The organism is Shimazuella alba, assembly GCF_009831235.1.
GTDB classification, from domain to species: domain Bacteria; phylum Bacillota; class Bacilli; order Thermoactinomycetales; family Thermoactinomycetaceae; genus Shimazuella; species Shimazuella alba.
Map to the genome: position 1 here is coordinate 109,029 of NZ_WUUL01000007.1, position 17,379 is coordinate 126,407.

A 17,379-nucleotide genomic window follows, 5' to 3' on the forward strand; every position below is an offset into this window, starting at 1 on the left:
ATGAAATGCGATTTACAATTCCTCGAAATGTAAAAAAAGGGCAAAGTTTCATGGGTCTAGAGTTAGTCGGTTGGATTTGGATGGCAGTGACTCTTCCCATCTGCATCTTGATTGGATGGGGTGTTTTTCTAATAACTGCGAGCATCATTGGGAGTATTGTTTTAGGAGCAAGCTTAACGGGAATTTTTTATTTTCTGTTCACAGTGGATGAAAAAACAGGAACCATGAACTTAGGTTTTCTCCTAGATATTTTTTCTTGGTATCAATCGCAAAAAATCCACTTATTCTGGGGGGAGACATCTCATGGTAAAATCGATACGCTCTTGGTTCGGGTTAACCTCCAAAGACGAGAAAGAGAATGAACTTGCAAAGCAATTTCCTATTTTTGATATACAAAAGTTCTTCCTGCAAACGTCAAATGGTCATTTCAAAATGGTTTTAAAAGTTACCGATACGATTAATTCTGAATTACTTTCTGACGACGAAGTTATCAAAGCTGTGGAAGCAATTCAATCTTGCTTAAATGCACTGAGCCTCCATCAAGCCATGCAAATACTGATATCCTCCGAACAAATTGATATTGAACAATACTTTGCTTATTTGGATCAAAAAGCAGAACTCGCCGCAGCTGATGATAATTTATTTTTAATGGAGCGTATCAAAGGAAAACGAAACTTTCTAAAAAATCACGCCCAAAATGCCCGCAATGTACATAATTTCTATGTTGTCCTCTCTACAAATACAAAAAATCCTGAAGATGCTTGTGATGAATTATACGATACTGCTTTGGCACTAATCGAGTACTTGGAAACCGGTGGAATGGGTATGATCCCTGCCGATGAAGAAGAAATCAAAAAAGTTTGTTATGAAAAATTAAACCCAAAAAGCTCCATTACAGAGCCCTATACGGAAAATAGCAGCTTGTCTAGCCTTCTCCCCCCAGCAATGGAAGACCATGGTGGAAAAACGATTGAAATGGACGATGTTTATCACAGCTTCTATACGTTCTCTCATTTTCCTGAAGAAGTAGGACCTGCTTGGTTGAAGCGTGTCATAGAAGTCAAAGCAAATGTAGACATCAGTATTCTCTTACGTCCCGCTGAAAAATCACAATTTGTCAAATCCACTAATAGAAAACTGATCGAGCTGGAAAGCAAACTGGTCGGAAAACTTCCTCCTATGTACCAACAAAAATATGAAAAACAAAAAGAAAGTTTAGAAAAACTAATGGAAGAAATCCAGTCCGATACTGAAAATCTGTTTGATGTATCGTTTATCTTATGCCTCAAAGAAGAGAGCTTGGACGATCTAAAATCAGCAGAAAAAAGATTGCAAACTGCGATTGCATCAAGCCGCTTCCGCTCCAAAAAGATCTTGTTTCAAGGTAATCAGATGGTATGGTATCTCCTTCCAATCTGTTACAGCCATGAAGACCTAGATAAACAAATAAGCTGGCCGATGCAATCTACTTTGGTATCTTCGATTCTTCCGTTTAACTCTTCTGATCTCAACTATAGTGAAGGTGTGTTAAAAGGAATGAATGGCAGAACCGAAGGTCCAGTCATTTATGACCGATATAACAATAGTTACTTCAATAATCCAAATGAAGTCGTATTTGGTGAGTCTGGTTCAGGAAAAAGTTATTACTTACGTTTGGATATGCTCCGACAAGTAACGACTGGGACAAGTAATCGCATTTTTGTGATCGACCCAGAAAGAGAATATTTTCTGCCTGATGCCAATCGAATTATTTTTCGCTTAGGGTCAGAATTCACTACCAACCCCTTTCACATCCGATCAACAGTTGTAGATTCGGATAGTAACGATGATGGCAGTCATGATATGGAACAATACCTACGCCGAAAAATAGCGGAGATGATGAGTTTTTTTGCTTGGATATGTCCCAATCTATCTGCTATTGAAAAAGGATACCTATCAGAAGGAATCCAAAGGGCTTATGAACAAAAGGGTTTGGCCTTAGGAACCAATATCAATCGCCTACCTTCTACCTTTCCAACATTAGAAGATTTGGTTCATATCATGGAAGAAAACGAAGAAACACATAACATGATCGCCGCCCTTAAACCTTATGTATTTGGCCCGTACTCCAGCATGTTCAACGGACAAACCAATTGGGATATGAAAAAGAAAGTCACCATTTTAGATATCCACGAGCTGAGCGATGAAGTAAAACGTCCTCTGATGGATTTACTATTAAAAGATATTTGGGAAGAAATTAAAATTAGCCGAGAAGAGAAAAAAGGATTATATGTAGATGAAGCTTGGTTACTCGCAGATGAAGATAACCAGCAAACGATGAAATTTCTACGGGAAATCGCCAAACGTGTGCGGAAATACGGTGGGTTTTTGACAACTGCCACACAGAACGTAGATGACTTTCTTACTATCGGTAAATATGGAACTGCTATTTTTAACAATGCCTTCATCAAAACTTTTATGAAAATGTCTGAGAAAGACATTGAAGAATTATCTCGATTTATGTCTTTTTCAGAAAAAGAATTAAAAATTCTTGGAAAGAAAAAAGAACAGGGTCATTGTATACATGTTGCTGCTGGTAAACGAATTGAAATGAAAGTCAAATCTTCACCTGATGAACGGAAAGTATTGGGGCTAGAAGAGACGAAAAAGGTAACCAAGCGACAATTAATCGAGCAAAAATTGGGGATTTCTCCTACTTAAACCGTAAAAAAAGCAGGTGAATGCCTGTGGCAGTAATGTCCAGAATTATGAAGATGATCAGTGCGTTGGTGGGCGGTAATATTCTTCTACTATTGTTTATTCCGCTTATATTTATCCTTATCATCGCAGGAATTGTAGGTTCTGTAATTGGTGCGATATTGCGATTTTTCGGTATCATCCCAGATATCCCAAGTGTCCCTGATGATATTGAAGAGCAGATTCTGAATGCACCTGGAATGACTGCACTTAACCTACCACTTCCTTATGTAGCAACCTATCGATTAGCAGAGACTCAGACAAATGTCCCATGGACACTTTTGGCTGCTATGCACAAAGCAACAACCGATTGTGGAAGAAATATGCATGAGGAGGAAACAGTTACCAGTGGCTCCTCCGAAAAACGAAAACCTAATCCCATCGGGCAATTTCATTTTAAACAAACTTTTTGGGCAGGCGAAAAATGGAAACATGATAAATATGGGAGAATTACTACTACCAATTTTGATTTAACAAATTTAGCAAAAATCCAAGAAGGATCTGGATGGGGAAAAGATATCGATGAAGATAAAAAAGCAGACCCAGAGGATGCTGATGATGCAATCATTAGCTTAGCTTTCTTCCTCCAGAGCAAAGGAGCAAAAAAAGGAGCCACTGATCAAGACCTCATCCAAGCAGTTACTGCTTTCCAAGACGATGAAGTCTTTGTACAGCAAGTAATGACCTATTATTACCAATTATTAGCAGATCCCCTTTTACAAGAGAAAGCCAAACCAGATGATATTTTCCCAGCTCCTGCATCAGACACACCCGAAGGATTTACAGCAACAAAAGGCCCCTTGCAATGGCCATCTTCTTCCCGTGAAATAACCAAACCTTATGGATACCATAATGGAACCTACAATCTAGGCATAGACTTTACCTCCCCTTCTCTACAAGGGGTACCTGCTGTTGCCTCTGCTAATGGCAAGGTATTATTCGTAGGATCAAAACAAGGTTATAACCAAGCTGTAGTCATCGACGCAGGACATGGAATCACACTCATTTACTCAAATCTTCAAAGCGTAAGCGTCAAGACCAATGACATTATCCAAGCAGGCGGGCAAGTGGGAATTATCGATTCTAACGGATTTCACTTTGAAATCAGATTACACAATGCACCTGTTGATCCAATGCCATACCTTGAACAAGGATTGCAGCCAATTATCAAACCTCCATCAAATAAAACAACCCCTGTTGAAGATTCATCCTAATCCTTGAAGGAGGGTGAAAATGGAAAGTAACAGCAGTAGCGGATCATCTGCTGCATCCAATGAATCTCTCATGATTACATTGTTTTGGTTCTTTCTGCAATTTGCATTACTTATCGTTTTATTGATTCCTTGCATCTTAGCCCTCATATTGATCATTGTCGGAAAAATATACAATTGGAAACCATGGTGGTTAATGGTAACAGGGGCTATATTTACCTGCATTATGGCTTTATTCGGATATATAACACAGTATATCGATATTGTGGTTACGTATTGGAATATGAGCAAAACAATTTTAAACAATTTTGCTCTATCTCTCCCTCGTTTGGACTACCCTTGGGCAAGTTCACTAGACGTGATCTGGAACTATATTCCTACCGCTACTTTACTTGCCATACCAGCCTCTTTAGGCATGGGAACCTTGTTAGGCGGGATTGGTTTATGGCTTATTATCCATCGCCCTGAACTCATACGCCTACCTATCAATATCAAAAAAGGACACAAGGAAGAAAAAGTGACATTTCCAAAAGGGGTTAAACTACCACAGCTGGATCATGGGGTAGCGCTTGGAGTCGATAAAAAGGGCAAACCTGTTCTTGTGACAGATGAAGAATTAAATATGCATGCCCTAGTCTTAGGTGCGACAGGGGCTGGAAAAACAAATACGTTAATGGTCATCCTCGAAAGTGCAATACGAAGAGAAAAACCGGTTATCTTTGTCGATGGAAAAGGTGATCCTGGACTGGTTACAGATTTAGAAAAGCTAGCATTAAAATACGATCGACCTTTTCAAGCATTCTCATATGGAGGAAAGTTGCATTACAACCCATTGAAACACGGAAACGAAACAGAACTGAAAGATAAGCTCATCGCAGCAGAAGAATGGACAGAAGCTTATTACAAACGTGCGGCAGAACGCTATCTTCAATTAGTCTTTCGAGTGATCAAACTAAGAAATGTACCCCCTGATTTGGTAAATGTACAAAAATTATTGGAGACTAAAACACTTTTAAAATGGGTTAAAAAAGTTCGATTGAATAAAGAAGAAGAAGAGGAAATCAAGGATTATGTTAATGGTCTTGATGCCGGGCATAAAAGCGCAATCGATGGCTTAAAAGACCGTTTGGCCTTGATGACGGAGAGCAATGTAGGACCGTTGTTTAAGGATGACGGTAAAGCACTGGACCTATTGGAAGCAGTGTTGGATAAACGGGTTGTCATCATGTCTCTGTCTGGGTTGAGTTACTCTTCTTTTACACCTGCACTCGGTGCTATGATCGTGGAGGACCTAAAATCGGTAGCAGCTGCGATTACGGAAAGAGGCAGAGATGATCACATCTATGTTGTTTTGGATGAGTTTAATCTCTTTGCAGGAGAACAAGTAGTCAATATGATCAACAAAAGTAGATCAGCCGGCTTTTGCTGCCTGATCGCGACTCAAGAACTAGCTGATCTTGCTATCGCAGGAGGAGATGAACTAGTCGATCAAGTCATCGGAAATACCAATGTCAAAATTGTACACCGGCAAGACGTGCCAGATTCCGCGGAATATATGGCAGGCGTGGTTGGTACACACATCGTCTATCGTAAATCGCTAAATACGGAAGAAACCATCATTGGTAAAAGACCTACTGGTGTAGGCAATGTTTCCGATGAAGAAGTATACGTCGTCCATCCTAATACGTTAAAAACCCTAGGCCGCGGACAGGCTGTTGTTATTCGTAAGATACCAGATTTATTAATTGATCTAACTCAAGTTCAGGCAGCACCTAAATGAACCGATCATTCGTTTCGGTTCTTTTTTATGTAAAAAATTCATAACACCTGCCTAATCCCTGATACTATTTACAGAAGTATATACTTGAAAGAAGTATATACTTCTGTTATATTTATTTTATGGATAGAACGAGTTTAATTAAAGGACATTTAGAAATGTGTGTGTTGTCTATTTTGACTAAGAAGAAAAGCTATGGTTATGAAATTATGAAAGAGTTAGAAACACATAACTTAAAACTGAAGGGAGTAGGAAGCATTTATCCCATCTTGACCAAATTAAAAGATCATGAATGGGTGAATACTCATCGCGAAATGACTGAAAATGGGAAAATCAGGGTTTATTATGAAATCAATGAAAATGGGGAGCTGTATCTTAAGAAAAAAATCAATGAGTGGTTGGATTTACAAAAGGATATAAAATCTCTGTTGCAGAGTAGTTTGAAAGGAGAGCATTTGGAATGAATGTAGAATTGAGTTTTGCTGAAAAACAATTTTTAAATGAGGTTTTGGAAGAATTAAAGCATTATCAAATTAGTTCAAAGGTTACAAAGGAGATTAAACAGCAGCTTTTAGAACATATTCAAGAATCTCGTGAACATGGTCAAGATAGTTTAACCGAATTAGGGGATAAAACGACATTTGTCAAAGACTTTTTAGAGATGAATGGAGTGGACCTTCATTCTCAAATAAAGCAGATCCGTAAATCTAAGAAGAGTACAGGAATTTTAGTTGTAATCGGATTTACTACTCTAATCATTACCTACCTTCTCTCCCAGTTAATCTTATCTATGTTTTTGACAGAATCATTCAATCCACTACATACAAATAATTCGTTTCAATATAATATCTTTTATCGAATTTCGGATAATTCATGGTGGAATTCTTTGCTAGTAATTACTAGCATTGTTACTTCTTTAATTGTATCTGTGTGTGTAAGCTGCTTTGTACGAAATAAAACAAACAGGTGATCAGAACGATGAAATTACGAGTAACAACAGGTAAAATCATAATTATTTTATTATGTACTTCTTTGTTGGCGAATCTTCCAATCACCCAAGCTTTTGCAAAACAAAATAATTATCAGACAATAGACAACTATGTGAAAGCATTTCTAGCAGAACATCGAATTCCAGGAGCCTCTATTGCCATTCTTCATAATAATAAAGTTTTTTATTCGAAAGAATGGGGTGTAACAGGATCAAAGAAAAGGGTAACTTCTAGAACTCCCTTTTTGATAGGTTCTATTAGTAAATCATTAACAGGTTTAGCCATCATGAAATTAGTGGAAGAAAAAAAGATTCATCTAAAAGATCCAGTACAAAAGTATATCCCATGGTTTACGCTTAAAAATCAACAAACAGCCTCACAAATAACCATAAAAAATTTACTCTCCCATACAAGCGGAATTAGCGGTTATTCAGGTTTTGCGGTAGCAGATCAAGGTTCAAAGGATATCCATGCGATAAAGAATACCACGAAAAGCCTTTCAAATATTGAACTTACTGCATCTCCTGGGGCAAAATATCAATACAGTGATGCCAATTACTTAATTCTAGGTGCACTCATTGAACAAGTTACAAAACAAACATTTGCTGACTACATGGAACAGAATGTATTTTTACCGTTAGGTATGAATGATGCCATTGCTGACAATGATACAGCAAATAAAAAAGGATATTCTTCCGGCTACCAGTCCTTGTTTGGAATTCCCAAAAAAAGTACAGTGTTATATGACAATGGAGGAGCTCCATATGGGTATATCGCAGCAAGTGCAAATGATATGGTTCAATATTTAAAGTTTGTCACCAAACAACACTCTGGAAAAATTTTAAAGAGTGAAAATATAGATTTGTTATTTTCTCCTCTTGTTCAAAAGGATAAGGATGAATACTATAGCTTTGGATGGAGAATAACAAAACCAAATTCTTATGAGAAAATGATATGGCATGCCGGTTCAACCCCTGATTCACGATCGGAAATTTTTTTCTTACCTAAAAGTGGTTGGAGTGCGGTTATTTTAACAAATAAAAACAATGAACTAGAAGCAATGGAACTTACCCATTTAAAAAACAGTATTATAAATATTTTAAATGAGGAGAAACCAGTTGACACATCTGATGATATTTCTTTTGTGCTTCTCATCTCAATAGGGATATCAGGTGTGTTTTTGGGGATTTTTATATATCTGATAGTAAAGATTAAGAAAGGAAAAAGGATTCATATAAGGAGAATTTGGTGGATCTCTAGTTTCATTTTTTCCGTATTCTCCATAGCTCTTATTCCATTGCTGATCTTTTATTTAGAATTGCCTTGGCGTTCGATAAAATTATTTGCGTCTGACCTTGCGTTACTAGTCACATGGGTAGTTATTCTTTCAGGATCTAACAGCTTGTTATCCCTCTATATATCGTTTAAACAATACACTGTAAAAAACAAAGCAGCATCCTTAAATTAAAATTTCTATGAACTATTACAATAGGAAAACAAAGTTCGAATGAGTGATTCTAAAACGCAAATCTCGACACTGGTTTATTCTGAAAGTAAAAAGTCTATCCAATTTAAGTTGGATAGACTTTCTTTTATCTCTATTCACAGGGATTGTGATCTTTTTCATTCTTTGGGAGCGCCCTTTGGTCTTACTGGGATACTCGCATTGATAATCGTGGTCCGTTCTTTTGACTGAGGAACAACCGTAACTTGTCCAACGACATCATACCCAAAATCATCACAAAGCTCGATTAATCTCGATTGAAATAGCTTTAATTTCTTTTCATCAATATCCGATCTTTGATAGCTAAGGACAAGAGATAAGCGGTCATCGGCTGTCACTGCTGTTGGTTCTTCTCTCTCCTTGTTGAACATATTGAACAAAGTCAATGCTGTTTCACCTCGTTTTCATTTCACGCGATGTGAAACAATCGTTTAATCCGTGAAATAAGTGTACCTTCTTCTAATTCGAGAAAAGGCACATCCTCTCCAGAGAGCCTACGAGCAATATTGGAAAACGCTTTACCTGCATACGATTTTCCGTCTAAGATGACAGGTTCACCTGTGTTAGATGACCGAATTATTCTCCTATCTTCTGGAACAATACCTAATAAATTAATTGCCAAATGGTTTTTTACACGATCTACACTAAGCATATCTCCGTCTTTCACCATCTCTGGTTGAACACGGTTGACTACAAGATCAATATGATCTAAGTTTGCTGATTCCAAAAGTCCTATAACACGATCAGAATCTCTAACGGAGGGAATCTCTGGATTAACCACGAGAATCGCTCGATCAGCCGCTGCAATCGCGTTGCGAAATCCACCTTCTATACCAGCCGGAGAATCAATAAGAATAAAGTCGAATTCTTTTCGTAACTCATTTACTACTTGCTTTACTTGTACTGGTGAAACCTCTTCTTTGTACCTTGTTTGGGCTGCTGGAAGTAAAGCTAAATCAGGATATTCTTTGTGGCGAACTAGTGATTGTCTCAGCTTACTGACACCTTCGATCACATCCACAATATCATAGACAATCCGATTTTCTAACCCTAACATTAGATCAAGTTTGCGCAAACCAATATCTGTATCAACAAGACATACACGATGTCCCAATTGGGCTAAACCAAGACCTACAGAAGCAACTGTAGTAGATTTACCCACTCCCCCTTTCCCACTTGTGATGGTAATGGCTACTGATCGCTGGCTCATCAACATACTCCTTTCTGGAGAAGTCAGTTATTTTTTCGTTTTATATCAAATTGGATTAAAACCGACACAATACTCGTCCAGAAGGTGTAATTTCATTTTTCCTAAATTCGACAAATATTGGTCATTTCCTTCAAAAAATGGTAAAATTAGTAATATCTTTTCTGGCAATTTCCACACTGCCTATCTTCTTCTCCTACTTGATGGGCACAATATGGGCATAAATAAATCAATAAAGCAGAAGGCTCTGATGATGGTGAATTACTTGTAGGATAAAAGTTATCCGAATATAGAAGTTTATCACTCTTAACTTTTTCGATGTCGACATCTAATAATTTTATCTCATTTTGAATATATTGTAATCTCTCTAATCCACTTTTCAAATCTTTGTTGACACGAATATCCTGTTCTTTTTCCCATTGCAAGAAAGCAATCCAACCGATTTCCTCTGCAATACGATCAGCTTCTCTTTTCTTTTCTTTCCGCTTGTAATTCAATTTGCTCAATTCAATCATTCGTTTAGAGGCTTGACCCGTTTCAGCTACACTCTTCCCTATTTTATTGCGTAAATCCTCAAATAAATTCACTTACATCCCCCGCTTTTTAGCACTTAGCCTATATTTTATATAAAAGGTGCATTCGTTCTTCGTGTCAAGCTTTTTAACTATTTTTTAGTAAAGCTCTGTTTCAAATAGCAAGATGTCAGCTGGTAAAACATTTCCATATAAGTCGTACCAGCATCTATCCAACTATTAAACATATATTACTTCAATTCTATTTCCTTTTTTGTCTTCCCAAATCGTTTGGAACTTTTACCTCTTTGGAAACAGATCTCGCTAAAATGTGGGATACTTGGAATAACAACTGCTCGACTTGTTCCTCAGCTTGCATGTACTTTCCTATCAATGGATGTTCTCTTAATTTTACTTGATATTCATCCATTTGTTCCTTCGCTTCGTGATAATTTGGATGAAAAATACCAAATCGTTTGGTTTCCTCAAAGTCTTCCTTTACTTTTTCAAATGACTTTATGATCATCTGTGCTTCTGCATTTGCATAAAGTTCTTTTTTTAATTGCAAGTAACGTTTTACTTCTTCTGAATCATTTATCTGATTACCCAATAATTGGGCTGCTTCGATCAATTCATTCATATCAAGCGTACTCATCTTACGTCCCTCCATCTTTTTTATTGTAACACAAAGTGCCCCCCTGTTTCGCTCAGGAGGGCCATGTGCAAGGAAGGGGGAAGCTATAAAAACTGCTTCCCCTACTATTTATGATAAGAAGGGAAAAAATATCCCATGAAAACAATAGTAAGTTAGATTTTCCAGTACATAATAAAAGGAAATGAGGATCATTAGGTATTTTCAGCTCTTTTGGATAATATTTCTTATTAATGTGAGCTAACTGGTAAAACAAGAGGTGTAAATCAAATACGAAGGAAAATTATTAAAAGACGAAGAGATAAACATTATCCTGTGTTATAATTTATTTTGATACTTACTTTTAGGAGGTTGTCCATCATTGGATAGTGACCATGACCTGGTTAGTCTCATTTTACAAATAGCACTAGTAATTTTCCTTGTTTTACTAAACGGTTTTTTTGTAGCATCCGAATTTGCAATGGTGAGAGTTCGATCAACTCGCATTGCTCAACTAACCGAAGAAGGAAACTTCCGTGCGAAGATAGCGCAAAGAGTACTACTCAACCTAGACGCTTACCTATCCGCTACTCAGTTAGGAATTACTTTGGCGTCACTTGGTTTAGGTTGGGTGGGAGAAAGCGTAATAGCTGAGCTTTTAAAGCCAGTTTTACAGAATTTCAACCTTTCAAATAGTGTTTTGCATATTATCTCTAGCATCATCGCCTTTATTGCCATTACTTTTCTGCATATTGTATTAGGAGAAATGGCACCTAAATCTCTTGCGATTCGTAAAGCAGAGGGAACAACCTTACTTGTGGCAAGACCGATGCAAATATTTTTTGTAGTCTTTCAGCCAGTAATCTGGATATTGAATCATTCCGCGAACTTAATCTTAAAATTTTTTGGAGTTCCGTTAGAGCCGGATCACCAGCAGGCACATACCGAAGAAGAGATTCGAATGCTGGTAGAACAGAGTCATAAAAGCGGTATGATTGACAAAACAGAGCTTTCTTTGTTTGATAACATCTTTGAATTTGCCGATCGTGTAGGGCGAGAAGTCATGGTGCCACGAGTAAACATGGTTTGTATTTATGTGGAAGATGATCTAGCGTCTAATATAGAAGTAATAAAAGAGAGTCAGTTTACCCGCTTTCCTTTATGCGGTAAAGATAAAGATGATATTATTGGGATTATTCATATTCGAGATGTATACGAACGAATTATCCAAGCAGAAGATTTTCAGTTATCTCAAATGGTAAGACCAGCAATCTTAGTCCCAGAAACAATGGAGATCAAAGATATTCTCGCTACTTTACAAAAAAATAAAACCGAAATGGCGATTGTAGTAGATGAATATGGTGGTACATCTGGTCTTGTGACTTTAGAAGATATCATCGAAGAAATCGTTGGAGAAATCCAAGATGAGTTTGATGATGAGCGTCCTTTCTTCCAGCAAAAAGGAGTCGAAACATCTATCGATGCCAGATTATTGATCGAAGAAGTAAATGACTACTTCCACACAGATATCGAAGACGATGATAATGACACCATTGGCGGTTGGGTATTCTCTCGTCTCCAAGAAGTGCCCAAAGTCGGGAAAGTCGTAGAGTACGATGGTTTAACCTTCACCGTTCAAGAGATGGATCACAACAGTGTTACACGATTAGCGGTCGTGAGGAAAATAGTCCCCGAAGAAGACCCCCTTACAAACGAAACAAATAAATTAGAAGTGAACCCTCATTAAAGCCGTTTGATATTCCCAAACGGCTTTTTTCACATCGAAACAAGAATTACTTTTCTATGCTATTAAATATAGTTTGAATATTTGTAATTTAAAACAAGGAAATATCCATAATGACATGGAAATAAGAGACTCTTACTCACGTATTTTAAGTTTTATAGATTATATAGAGATCTAAAAATCATGTAACTCCGGCCCCTCGCAAGTGATTTATAATAAAACGTAAATACTGAAGTCTTTAGTTGAGGAGAAAATATATGATGGAAAGTAAATTGCTACTAGTAGATGATGAAGTAGGATTACTCGATATGTTGACCTTTATCTTAAGAAAAGATGGGTTTAAACAAATATCTTATGCGGGAACAGCCTCAGAGGCACTCGATTATGTACAAAAAATGACCTTTGATCTTATCATTTTAGATATCATGTTGCCTGACATGGATGGTTTTGAATTATGTCGTCGTCTTCGAGAAATAACAAACATACCAATCCTATTTTTAACAGCCCGAACAATGGATATGGATAAAATCATGGGTTTGACTATTGGCGGAGATGATTATATTACGAAACCATTTAACCCTTTGGAAGTTGTCGCTAGAATTAAAGCACAATTACGTCGTCAGAGCTTATCTGTCCAGAAAAAAACCGACAAAGAGGTATACAATTTCGGGTCATTTCAATTATATAAACGTGAGGGAAAGCTGGTTGTAAATGGGAAAGAAATGAGCTGTCCAGCCAAAGAATTTGATCTCTTGTGCTTTCTTTGTGAAAACCCTAATCAAATTTTTAGTATTTCCTATCTCTATGAACGAATATGGGGTTTGGCAAGCATGGGCGACGAAAACACCGTCATGGTCCATATTAGGAGACTGCGTCAAAAAATTGAAAAAAACCCTAATGATCCAAAACGAATCATTACTATTAGAGGAATGGGGTATAAGCTCATTGTTTCAAAGGGGACGGCATAATGAATTTAGAGAAGAGATTGACATTACACTATATTATAGTTGTCGTTGTGGTCATGTTGTTCTCATATGGTATATCTTCTTTCATTATTATACTGATGTCCGGGTTCGATTTTAATCTCTATGGGATAAAAATTTCATGGTCAAGCTTTTCGGACACTACGATTTTATCAATATTTTTTCTTACTTTTCCTGCTTTTTTCTTGGGGATTTCCTTTCTATACGGACGTAAGATGAGTTCTCCTGTCTTTTATTACCTGAATTGGATTGATCAATTATCCCAAGGAAATTACAATGTTCCTGAAACCTCGAAAGCAAGAAACATCCAAATTCCAGGTCTATTTGATGAATTAAGCACAAAAATAGAAAAACTAACCAATAGATTGAAAGAGAACGAGCTCGAACGAAAAAAACTGGAGAAGACGCGCAGAGACTGGACTTCTGGGGTTACACATGACTTAAAGACCCCCCTGTCTTATATCCAAGGATACTCAACAATGCTATTGTCTGATGAACATCAATGGACGTTTGAAGAGAAGAAAAAGTTTATAACCATCATACAAGAAAAAGCGAATCATATGAATCACTTAATAGACGACTTAAATGATGCTTTTCGTTTTGAGAGCAATACCATACAACGCAGGATAAAGCAACTGGATGTTGTTTCACTCGTAAAAAAAATCGTGAAAGATGTAAGTAAACAACCTGCTGCTCGATCTAAACAATTTCGATTCGTATCGGACGAAGAAACAATCTTTTACAGACTTGATGAGAAATTGATTAAAAGATCTCTAGTTAACTTACTCATGAACGCAATTCTTCACAACCCACCTAATACGAACATTACCGTCACTGTCCAAATGAATACGATGTTGAGCATAACGATATCAGATAATGGTAACGGGATGAACGATGAAGAAAAAAATAACATATTCCAGCGTTATTATCGTGGAATTTCTACTTCAGCACCAATTGGCGGAACAGGTCTAGGCATGGCAATAGCAAAGCAATTTATCACAGCTCATCAAGGTACCATTCATGTTCAAAGTTCACTTGGAAAAGGGACCACTATTGTGATCCATCTTCCGAAACAAGATGACTAACAATCCTGTTATCGTACAAAAGTTATGCATTTTGACCAACAAAAAAGAACACCGTACCAAGTACAAATAATAGTATAATCCATTTCAATATCGTCTTTAAATTTGGCATTGAACCATCTCGTATTATTTTAAAGCCAAGTGGGACAAAAGCAACACAAAGACCTAATACAGCGACTAAAGTGTCCCAACTTGTTCCTTTAAGAACACCTAAGCTATGTATCCCCATTATACCTAATGCAATAGAGTAAGGTAGACTGAGTGTCCCAGAGAGATAAGCACCGATCGCAAGGACAAACCATCCCACCATACCAGAAAAAAGAATGGTAGCAACAACGTAAAATCCCTGATAGTTATAAGGATAAGACGCACGTATAACCTCAGTGGCTAGCTCTAATCCTTGAAAGTGAACAAGCCAGTAAGCAAGATTATCAACACCAGCGTGGTACATACGGCATAGTAGTCCAAAGATTCCTAGTATACCACCCCACAAAGCCCAACTTGGTTTTTTTATTCCAATCAATCTTACAAGAGCGAGAATACTTGGCACCAAAAGTATAACACCAGCGGTAAACAAACCGTAGGATATGGCCATAAGGGTTGGTTGTTCTTTAAAAGCTACAAGTTGACTAGGATAGTAGAAGTAGTATTCGATTCTGAGTAATTCACCAATTAATATAAGAAGTGGTCCAAATATCAGTGAAAATCCTCCCATCCACCGACCTGGAAACCAAAACTTGTCATTACTCTGTTCTTTTATATGTTCATTCATACATATTCTCCTTTTTTATATTTTTTTACACCTCCATTCCTATAATGGTCTTCCAAGATGAATAAACGAAAAACAGCTACTGAACAGAACCATAATTTTACCTGAATAGAACCTAAACTTTTGTGAGACAAGAGTTGAACATTTATAAAGTACAATGGTTTAACATTCAATGAGGATGAAGACCTTCTTAAACATGAAACAAATGAATGAAAGATGAATCATCAATGAAAAGCCGTTTGAAAGAATCAAACGACTTTTTTATTACGACTTTAGCCACCAATTGTTCACAACATGGGTGGTCATGATTTCTATTGCGAAATGCTAACAATGAGTAAAACGAATTTCACCATCTATTTCCTCCATCACTTTCCTCGGGGCATTACTATCCCTTGATTATTTATTCATTGTTATTATTGAACAATTGAAAAATAATACATTCCATCTTCGATGCTTGAGTTGGTTTTTTCATTAAATATTTATCGAGATAATAGTTTTTGGGCCTAGTGCAGCAAGGGAAGAAAATCGAAGTCATAAAATGTGCTAGAAATTTTATGACTATGGGTTAAGAGTATTATCTATTTTAGTTATTTGTATAAACATATTAAATCTAGACATACCACTATATTTTCTATATCGTTATAGTAATTACAATATTTGTGAAATATTTGATATGGAGGAGATTAGAAATGAATACATGGATCATTATCCTTCCATTTGTTTTTTGCGTAATCATCATGGTTGCTATCATTTTGTCTATTGGAAGAAGACACAATGTACATCATTTAGAGCAAAGGTTAAACCATATGGAGCATTTGCTGCGTCTGATTGCAGAGAAAATGGAAATAGAATTGGACAAAATCTCTCCTAAAGATAGAGAGATCGTAAAATTGGCTGAACAAGGGAAAAAAATAGCAGCTATTAAACGAGCAAGATATATATATGGATTTGGATTAAAAGAAGCAAAAGAATATGTGGAGAAATTAGAAAGAATGGTACACCGTTAAAAAGCGGCTTCCATCAGTCCAAACAACAGACGGATGGCAGGTTGAACAAAGTAGCGGTTGTATGAACTCTACCAAAACTATATGGACTGAATTTAAATCAACGAGGAAGCTCACCTGAAGATATTCTTCTAGTGTTTGCCTCCCTTGCTTTCCTTCGTGATGACAACGTCCTTCCAATTCGGACAGTTGAAATTTACTATGGAAGCCTCAACGACCAGATCCACGATCTTATTGGCCCCAGGAGTTCCCAGATCCATTACCTCTCCGTTCTGGAGGTTGAGAAGGATCTGATCGCTGTCAAACGCCACTCCCTCGAACAGGACAGTAGTATCCTGATCATTGATCGTTGCACGTACCTTAGCAGTAGACACGTCTACGCCTTTGTTCAACATAGTTTCATTTCGTGACCATTTTATATCTATGAAAAAATTTCTATAAATGTATTAACCGACCAATTCGATCATCTAAAAGATCAGTTATCATAGTAATCGAAGGAGCTTAACGAAACCCCATATAATGGTTTCAGATCATACAAAAAAAGAGGGTTAACCCCATAGCCATCAAGCTAAGAGAAATTGAATAAAGTTATACTCAAATAAGGAGTATGGCATTCGAGGAATAAGAGGGTACACACCATCGGACGAGAGCAGCTATCGTCTCACTACTCCTGTTAAAAGTGACATAAGAACACTTTTAAAATTATCAAAAAAAAGGTATAGTAATGTATAAGAAAAGCCGAAATCTCTTCCCAAGAAAGGGAAACCTGATGGCAATGAGCAGCGAGCCCACCTCTCCGGATCGCTTCTCCGTCGACGCAACCGGATTGCTCATGCTGGTGACAACGACCACATGTGTGGAATTTCGCGGACGCAGTACTCCCTCTGGTTACGGTGTGAAGGAGTACATGACCGACGATCACATCGTGACGGTTGACGAGCAGGGTAACCGGTTCATGGCGAACCCCAAGTCGCTGAACGGCAGTAGCCGACTCCGGGCCGGAACTTCCTATGGTTTCGTGGTGAGGTTTTTCAGCAACGAGAACTCTCCCGGAGATCGCTACAGGAAGTGTTTCACTCTCGGAGTCTGGCTCTCGTTCGATGAACAGGGATACCTCGTCATCGCGGGAACCAACCAGAGGGTCACGCTTCACGAGTAACTCAACTGAGTGCCTCTCGTTCCTCTTCTTGTCGAAAGAGGTTCTGGCTCTGCTCCATTCTGTACATTACA

18 protein-coding genes are annotated in these 17,379 nt (G+C 37.5%); 12 read left to right on the forward strand and 6 right to left on the reverse strand.

The annotated features are described in order from the left end of the window. Nucleotides 1-5: 5 nt before the first annotated feature. The 7 genes from GSM42_RS11835 to GSM42_RS11865 all read left to right on the forward strand — a co-directional run bounded on the left by GSM42_RS11835 (nucleotide 6) and on the right by GSM42_RS11865 (nucleotide 8,181). Nucleotides 6-362, forward strand: coding sequence for a hypothetical protein (locus tag GSM42_RS11835; RefSeq protein WP_160801748.1), 357 nt, complete (start codon nucleotides 6-8; stop codon nucleotides 360-362). Further along, a complete protein-coding gene (locus tag GSM42_RS11840) occupies nucleotides 304-2,700 on the forward strand; it encodes a VirB4 family type IV secretion system protein (RefSeq protein ID WP_160801749.1) in 2,397 nt (798 codons plus the stop codon). Before GSM42_RS11835 ends, GSM42_RS11840 begins: the two co-directional genes overlap by 59 nt. 35 nt (nucleotides 2,701-2,735) lie before the next feature. Next, on the forward strand, nucleotides 2,736-3,950 hold the full coding sequence (locus GSM42_RS11845) for a peptidoglycan DD-metalloendopeptidase family protein (protein ID WP_237446584.1): 1,215 nt from the start codon (nucleotides 2,736-2,738) through the stop codon (nucleotides 3,948-3,950). A 19-nt stretch (nucleotides 3,951-3,969) separates the two neighbouring features. Next, a complete protein-coding gene (locus GSM42_RS11850; RefSeq protein ID WP_160801751.1) occupies nucleotides 3,970-5,727 on the forward strand; it encodes a type IV secretory system conjugative DNA transfer family protein in 1,758 nt (585 codons plus the stop codon). 119 nt (nucleotides 5,728-5,846) lie between these two features. After that, a complete protein-coding gene (locus tag GSM42_RS11855) occupies nucleotides 5,847-6,188 on the forward strand; it encodes a PadR family transcriptional regulator (protein WP_160801752.1) in 342 nt (113 codons plus the stop codon). Continuing rightward, entirely contained in the window at nucleotides 6,185-6,694 is a 510-nt protein-coding gene (locus GSM42_RS11860) for a hypothetical protein (RefSeq protein ID WP_160801753.1), read from the forward strand. The genes GSM42_RS11855 and GSM42_RS11860 overlap by 4 nt, the downstream gene beginning before the upstream one ends. 8 nt (nucleotides 6,695-6,702) lie before the next feature. Next, nucleotides 6,703-8,181, forward strand: coding sequence for a serine hydrolase domain-containing protein (locus tag GSM42_RS11865; RefSeq protein ID WP_160801754.1), 1,479 nt, complete (start codon nucleotides 6,703-6,705; stop codon nucleotides 8,179-8,181). Between the two features lie 155 nt (nucleotides 8,182-8,336). On the opposite strand, the gene GSM42_RS11870 is transcribed toward GSM42_RS11865, so the two are convergent. The 4 genes from GSM42_RS11870 to GSM42_RS11885 all read right to left on the reverse strand — a co-directional run bounded on the left by GSM42_RS11870 (nucleotide 8,337) and on the right by GSM42_RS11885 (nucleotide 10,591). Then, complete coding sequence (locus GSM42_RS11870; RefSeq protein WP_160801755.1) at nucleotides 8,337-8,603, reverse strand: hypothetical protein; 267 nt, start codon at nucleotides 8,601-8,603, stop codon at nucleotides 8,337-8,339. Nucleotides 8,604-8,626: 23 nt separating this feature from the next. After that, nucleotides 8,627-9,427 carry a septum site-determining protein MinD gene (gene minD / locus GSM42_RS11875; RefSeq protein ID WP_160801756.1) on the reverse strand — a complete coding sequence of 267 codons (801 nt, stop codon included), beginning with the start codon at nucleotides 9,425-9,427 and terminating at the stop codon, nucleotides 8,627-8,629. Between the two features lie 146 nt (nucleotides 9,428-9,573). Continuing rightward, nucleotides 9,574-10,011, reverse strand: a complete 438-nt coding sequence (locus tag GSM42_RS11880; RefSeq protein ID WP_160801757.1) for a hypothetical protein — start codon at nucleotides 10,009-10,011, stop codon at nucleotides 9,574-9,576. A gap of 187 nt (nucleotides 10,012-10,198) precedes the next feature. Next, entirely contained in the window at nucleotides 10,199-10,591 is a 393-nt protein-coding gene (locus tag GSM42_RS11885) for a YlbF/YmcA family competence regulator (RefSeq protein ID WP_160801758.1), read from the reverse strand. 358 nt (nucleotides 10,592-10,949) lie between these two features. Between GSM42_RS11885 and GSM42_RS11890 the strand changes: the two genes are divergently transcribed. The 3 genes from GSM42_RS11890 (at nucleotide 10,950) to GSM42_RS11900 (ending at nucleotide 14,379) form a co-directional block, all read left to right on the forward strand. Continuing rightward, nucleotides 10,950-12,314 (forward strand): hemolysin family protein, encoded by a 1,365-nt coding sequence (locus tag GSM42_RS11890; protein WP_237446580.1) that lies wholly within the window; start codon nucleotides 10,950-10,952, stop codon nucleotides 12,312-12,314. Nucleotides 12,315-12,568: 254 nt separating this feature from the next. Then, on the forward strand, nucleotides 12,569-13,279 hold the full coding sequence (locus GSM42_RS11895; protein ID WP_160801759.1) for a response regulator transcription factor: 711 nt from the start codon (nucleotides 12,569-12,571) through the stop codon (nucleotides 13,277-13,279). Between the two features lie 230 nt (nucleotides 13,280-13,509). Further along, a complete protein-coding gene (locus tag GSM42_RS11900; RefSeq protein WP_160801760.1) occupies nucleotides 13,510-14,379 on the forward strand; it encodes a sensor histidine kinase in 870 nt (289 codons plus the stop codon). A gap of 22 nt (nucleotides 14,380-14,401) precedes the next feature. On the opposite strand, the gene GSM42_RS11905 is transcribed toward GSM42_RS11900, so the two are convergent. Beyond that, nucleotides 14,402-15,148, reverse strand: coding sequence for a hypothetical protein (locus tag GSM42_RS11905; protein WP_160801761.1), 747 nt, complete (start codon nucleotides 15,146-15,148; stop codon nucleotides 14,402-14,404). A gap of 686 nt (nucleotides 15,149-15,834) precedes the next feature. Between GSM42_RS11905 and GSM42_RS11910 the strand changes: the two genes are divergently transcribed. Beyond that, a complete protein-coding gene (locus GSM42_RS11910) occupies nucleotides 15,835-16,152 on the forward strand; it encodes a ribosomal protein L7/L12 (protein ID WP_160801762.1) in 318 nt (105 codons plus the stop codon). Nucleotides 16,153-16,280: 128 nt separating this feature from the next. Here GSM42_RS11910 and GSM42_RS11915 read toward each other — a convergent pair whose 3' ends face one another. Beyond that, the gene (locus GSM42_RS11915) at nucleotides 16,281-16,544 is read right to left on the reverse strand and encodes a hypothetical protein (RefSeq protein ID WP_160801763.1); all 264 of its coding nucleotides are present in this window, start codon (nucleotides 16,542-16,544) and stop codon (nucleotides 16,281-16,283) included. A gap of 329 nt (nucleotides 16,545-16,873) precedes the next feature. Between GSM42_RS11915 and GSM42_RS11920 the strand changes: the two genes are divergently transcribed. Next, the gene (locus tag GSM42_RS11920; RefSeq protein WP_160801764.1) at nucleotides 16,874-17,308 is read left to right on the forward strand and encodes a hypothetical protein; all 435 of its coding nucleotides are present in this window, start codon (nucleotides 16,874-16,876) and stop codon (nucleotides 17,306-17,308) included. Nucleotides 17,309-17,379 lie beyond the last annotated feature (71 nt).

Excerpts from the sequence above, each read along its gene's own strand:
- GSM42_RS11855 (WP_160801752.1), top strand. The coding sequence starts at position 5,847 with ATGGATAGAACGAGTTTAATTAAAGGACATTTAGAAATGTGTGTGTTG.
- GSM42_RS11910 (WP_160801762.1), top strand. The coding sequence starts at position 15,835 with ATGAATACATGGATCATTATCCTTCCATTTGTTTTTTGCGTAATCATC.
- GSM42_RS11895 (WP_160801759.1), top strand. The coding sequence starts at position 12,569 with ATGATGGAAAGTAAATTGCTACTAGTAGATGATGAAGTAGGATTACTC.
- GSM42_RS11845 (WP_237446584.1), top strand. The coding sequence starts at position 2,736 with ATGTCCAGAATTATGAAGATGATCAGTGCGTTGGTGGGCGGTAATATT.
- GSM42_RS11865 (WP_160801754.1), top strand. The coding sequence starts at position 6,703 with ATGAAATTACGAGTAACAACAGGTAAAATCATAATTATTTTATTATGT.
- GSM42_RS11835 (WP_160801748.1), top strand. The coding sequence starts at position 6 with ATGCGATTTACAATTCCTCGAAATGTAAAAAAAGGGCAAAGTTTCATG.
- GSM42_RS11840 (WP_160801749.1), top strand. The coding sequence starts at position 304 with ATGGTAAAATCGATACGCTCTTGGTTCGGGTTAACCTCCAAAGACGAG.
- GSM42_RS11850 (WP_160801751.1), top strand. The coding sequence starts at position 3,970 with ATGGAAAGTAACAGCAGTAGCGGATCATCTGCTGCATCCAATGAATCT.
- GSM42_RS11920 (WP_160801764.1), top strand. The coding sequence starts at position 16,874 with ATGTATAAGAAAAGCCGAAATCTCTTCCCAAGAAAGGGAAACCTGATG.
- GSM42_RS11860 (WP_160801753.1), top strand. The coding sequence starts at position 6,185 with ATGAATGTAGAATTGAGTTTTGCTGAAAAACAATTTTTAAATGAGGTT.
- GSM42_RS11885 (WP_160801758.1), bottom strand. The coding sequence starts at position 10,591 with ATGAGTACGCTTGATATGAATGAATTGATCGAAGCAGCCCAATTATTG.
- GSM42_RS11905 (WP_160801761.1), bottom strand. The coding sequence starts at position 15,148 with ATGAATGAACATATAAAAGAACAGAGTAATGACAAGTTTTGGTTTCCA.
- minD (WP_160801756.1), bottom strand. The coding sequence starts at position 9,427 with ATGAGCCAGCGATCAGTAGCCATTACCATCACAAGTGGGAAAGGGGGA.
- GSM42_RS11915 (WP_160801763.1), bottom strand. The coding sequence starts at position 16,544 with ATGTTGAACAAAGGCGTAGACGTGTCTACTGCTAAGGTACGTGCAACG.
- GSM42_RS11900 (WP_160801760.1), top strand. The coding sequence starts at position 13,510 with ATGAGTTCTCCTGTCTTTTATTACCTGAATTGGATTGATCAATTATCC.